Origin of the sequence: Synechococcus sp. BA-120 BA3, assembly GCF_034931285.1 — a bacterium.
Taxonomy (GTDB): domain Bacteria; phylum Cyanobacteriota; class Cyanobacteriia; order PCC-6307; family Cyanobiaceae; genus Cyanobium.
On sequence record NZ_JAYGHZ010000378.1, the window covers coordinates 1 to 4,255 of the forward strand.

At 74.6% G+C, this 4,255-nt stretch carries 2 protein-coding genes; both read left to right on the top strand.

All coding sequences use genetic code 11. The features are described 5' to 3' along the window. The coding region (locus tag VB737_RS15295) for a translocation/assembly module TamB domain-containing protein (protein WP_500314224.1) at window positions 1-3,173 on the top strand (3,173 nt) is incomplete at its 5' end. Next, entirely contained in the window at window positions 3,173-4,087 is a 915-nt protein-coding gene (locus VB737_RS15300) for an ROK family protein (RefSeq protein ID WP_500314226.1), read from the top strand. The genes VB737_RS15295 and VB737_RS15300, both read left to right, overlap by 1 nt. The last annotated feature ends 168 nt before the right edge of the window (window positions 4,088-4,255 follow it).

The window sequence follows — 4,255 nt, forward strand, 5'->3', positions numbered from 1 at the left end:
CCCGCTGGCGCCTCGATCCCGACGACGTTGCCGCCGCTGCCCGGCTGCCGGTCTGGGCGCGGCAGCCCCTGGTCGGTCGGCTGCGGGTGGATGGCCCGCTGGCGACACCACGCCTGCGGCTGGAGACGGGCCAGGCCTCCCAGCGGCTGCTGGGGCCCTGGCAGGCGGCGCTGGTCTGGAGCGACAAGCTGCTGCGGCTGGAACGCTTCGATGCCGATCGCCTGGCGGCCACGGCCCGGCTGCCCCTGTCCTTTCAGCCGGGCCAGGGCCTGGTGGCCGGTCCGCTGCTGGCCCGGGTGGAGGTGCGCGACTACCCCCTGGCCCGTCTCGACCCGCTGCTGGGCACCACCCTCCAGGGCCAGCTGGATGCGGAGGGCACGATCGCCGGTCCCCTGGCCGAGCTGCGCCCCGACCTGCAGCTGCGCCTGCAGCAGCCCGGCGCCGGTCCGCTGCTGCTGCGGGAAACCTGGCGCGGCCGGCTGCGGGACCGCTCCCTGGATCTGACCACGGTGGCGCCGACGCCGGACGGACGCCTCACAGCCCTGCTCGACCGCCGCTGGCAGCCGGTGCGGGCCGCGATTGAACGGGACGGCGGGGTGCTGACCCTCGAGGGCCGGCCGGCGGACTACCGCTGGCTGGCCCGCGCCTTCCCCCTGCGGGGGCTGGCGGTGGCCACCGGCCCCCAGCGCCGCCTGCGTCCCCTGCAGGGGGACCTCAGCGGCAGCGGCCGGCTGGGCCTGCAGCCACTGGGCTTCGACGGCCGGGTGGAGCTGCTCTCGCCGGAGTTTCTGGGGGTGGGGGGACGGCGGATCGAGGCGGATGTGGCCTACGACGATCGCCAGTACCGGGTGAAGGGGCAGATCGAGCCCCTCGGCGAGGGCCGCATCGCCGCCACGGTCTCCGGGCGCTGGAACGGACCGTTCCGGGCCCGCTTCGAGGCACGCCAGCTCTCCACGCTGCTGTTCCGCCAGTTCACCGACGCCTGGCCCATCTGGCGCGGGGCGCCGGCCCCGGCCCGCGGGCGGGCCAGTGACCTGGGCAGCCTGGTGATCGACACCATGGCCGGCACGGTCACCGACCAGCTTGCAGCCCTGGCCCGGGCCGAGGAACGCGTCGCCGCCCGGGAGCAGGCGGCCAGCCGCGCCAGCCGGGCGGAACGGCTGGAGCGGCTGCAGGCCCGGATCGATGCCGATCTGCTGCTCAGCGGCCCGGACTTCGCCCGCACCCGGGCCGACCTCAAGGCCACCGGCCACCTCTGGTTCAACCAGGGCGACCGGGCCGAGGCCCTCGCCGGCAGGCCGTTCGAGGTGCGCCTGGAGGGGCCGCTCAGCGGCGGCAGCGGCCGCTTCAGCCTCGCCGACCTGCCCCTTTCCCTGCTGGCGCTGCTCACCCCGCTGCCCGACAACCTGCGCGGCAGCCTGGCCGCCAAAGGCCGCTACCGGCTGGGCGGCCCCCGTCCCGAACTCTCCCTCGACCTGGCGCTGGTGGACGGGCGCCTCGGCGAGCAGGCGCTGGAGCTGGAGCGGGGCCGGGTGGAGCTGAAGGCCGAGGGGATCGGCCTGGACCTGGCCCTGCGGGCCGAGGGGGCTTCCCGCAGCGTCGACCTGGCGGGCACCATCCCGCTGGTGGCCTCCCAGCAGGGGCTGGAGTTGCGCCTGGCCACCCGGGGCGACGGCCTGCGCTTCCTCACCCGCCTGGGGGGGGAGGCCTTCGAGTGGCAGGAGGGCGGCGCCGACCTGCAGCTGCTGGTGCGCGGCAGCCTCGATGACCCGATCGCCAACGGCTTCCTGCGGCTGCGGGAGCTCCGCTGCCGCTTCATCGGCCAGGAGGTGCGGGAGGTGGACGCCACGATCCTGTTCGACTTCGAGCAGCTGGTGGTGCAGCAGTTCCAGGCCCGGGTGGGGCCCCAGGGGGTGGTGGGCGGCGAAGGCCGGCTGGGGCTGTTCCGGCCCCTGGACCAGGAGCGGACCCTGCAGGTGAAGCTGGAGCAGGTGCCCTTCAAGGTGCCGCGCCTGGCGGCGGTGGGGGACGGCCAGCTGCATCTGAGCGGCAGCCTGCTGGCCCCCGTGCTCGGTGGCGACGTGGCGATCAGCCGCGGCACGATCAACGTCCAGCCGGGCCAGCTGGCGGCCAGCGAGCCGGTGTCCGACCAGCCGGTCCAGCCGCGCACCATGCCCGAGCTGCTGGAGTCGAAGTGGAACTTCGACCAGCCCCTGGTGCTGCTCGGCCCCGATGTGGAGTCCACCACCGCCGAAGCCCTGCGGGCCTCGGTGCCCCGCTTCCCCTACCTGGCCTTCCAGGACATGAGCCTGCGGCTGGGGCCGGACCTGCGGGTGGTAATCCCCAACATCGCCAACTTCACCACGGCCGGCCGCCTGCGCATCGCCGGGCGGCTGGATCCCTCCCTGCGGGCCTCCGGGGTGGTGCGGCTGCTGGGGGGACGGCTGAACCTGTTCACCACCAGCTTCAGCCTGGACCCCGATGCCCCCAACGTGGCGGTCTTCACCCCCTCCCTGGGGCTGGTGCCCTACCTCGACATCGCCCTGCGCACCCGCATCTCCGACAGTCTCAGCGTGCTCTCGCCGTCCGGGGTGGGCGACCTGGGCCCCTCGGTGCAGAACGCCCCCAACCAGGCCGGCCTCTCGGCCCTCAACCAGCTGAATCTGATCCTGGTGGTGGTGTCGGTGAGCGGGCCCGCCGACCGCATCGCCGAGAACCTCAAGCTGCGCAGCAGCCCGCCCCTGCCGCAGGAGCGGCTGGTGGCCCTGATCGGCGGCAACTCCCTGGCGGGCCTGAGCGGCGGCGGGGCCGGCGCCGCCCTGGCCACGGTGGTGGGCCAGACCCTGCTCTCGCCGCTGCTCTCGTCGCTCAGCGACGCCTTCGGTCAGCGGGTGAGCCTGGCCCTCTATCCCACCTACGTGAACCAGGCGATCGACACCCAACAGGAAGGCACCACCCGGCGGCGGGTGCCGCCCCAGCTGGTGCTCGGCGCCGAGATCGGCGTGGACATCACCAACCGCTTCAGCATGTCGGTGCTGGCGGCCCCGAACCGCTCCGATGTGCCCCCCCAGGTGACCCTCACCTACAAGGCCTCCGACACCTTCAACCTGCAGACCTCCGTCGACACCGAGGGGGCCTGGCAGTCGCTGCTGCAGGTGTTCCTGCGCTTCTGATGGCGTCGTTCTCCCCCCGACCTGCCGGTGAGGCCCAGCTGATCGGCATCGATCTGGGCGGCACGGCCATCAAGCTGGCCCGCTGCGACCGGCAGGGCAGCGTGCTCGCCGAGGCCGAGGTGCCCACGCCCCAACCCGCCGTGCCGGGGGCAGTCTGCATGGCCCTGGCGGAGGCGGTCGAGGCGATCGACCCCGACCGGCTCGCCGACCGGGTGGGCATCGGCCTGCCGGGGCCCTGCGACGCCGCGGGTCGGGTGGCGCGGATCTCGATCAACCTGCCGGGGTGGCGGGATGTGCCGCTGGCCGCCTGGCTCGAAGCCCGGCTGGAGCGGCGGGTGATCCTGGGCAACGACGCGAACTGTGCCCTGCTCGGCGAGGCCTGGCTGGGGGCGGCCCGGGGCGTGGGCGATGTGCTGCTGCTCACCCTCGGCACCGGTGTGGGCGGGGCGGTGCTGCTGGAGGGCCGACTGTTCACCGGCCACGGCGGCGCGGCGGCCGAACCTGGCCTGATCGGCGTCGACCCCGATGGCCCGCCGTGCCGCAGCGGCAACCGGGGCTCCCTGGAGCAGTTCTGCAGCCTCGGCGGCCTGGCCCGCCTCAGCCCGCTCGATCCGCGCGAGCTCTGCCGCCGCGCCGATGCCGGCGACAGGGAGGCCCTGGCGGTCTGGGAGGCCTATGGACGCCCCCTCGGGGTGGGGCTCAGCTCCCTGCTTTACGTGCTCACCCCGGAGCTGGTGCTGATCGGCGGTGGTCTGGGCGCCGCCAGCCACCACTTCCTGCCGGCGGTCTGGCGGGAGGTGGAGGAGCGGGTGCTGGCGGTGAGCCGGGAGGGGCTGGCGATCCGCCGCTGCAAGCTGGGCAACGGTGCCGGCCGGCTGGGGGCGGTGCGGCTGGCGCTGGACCGCTTGGGATGATGGGGGCCATGAGCCAGACCCTTTCTTCCCCTGCCAGCGTCGTGCCGGAGCCCGACCCCCAGCTGCTGCAGCGGGCCGCGGCGGTGCGCCGGGCTGCCATGGCCCTGGGCCAGGCCAGCGACACCGAGCGCCGTGGCGCCGTGGCGGCGGGTGCGCGACAATTTGGGC

Excerpts from the sequence above, each read along its gene's own strand:
- VB737_RS15300 (WP_500314226.1), top strand. The coding sequence starts at position 3,173 with ATGGCGTCGTTCTCCCCCCGACCTGCCGGTGAGGCCCAGCTGATCGGC.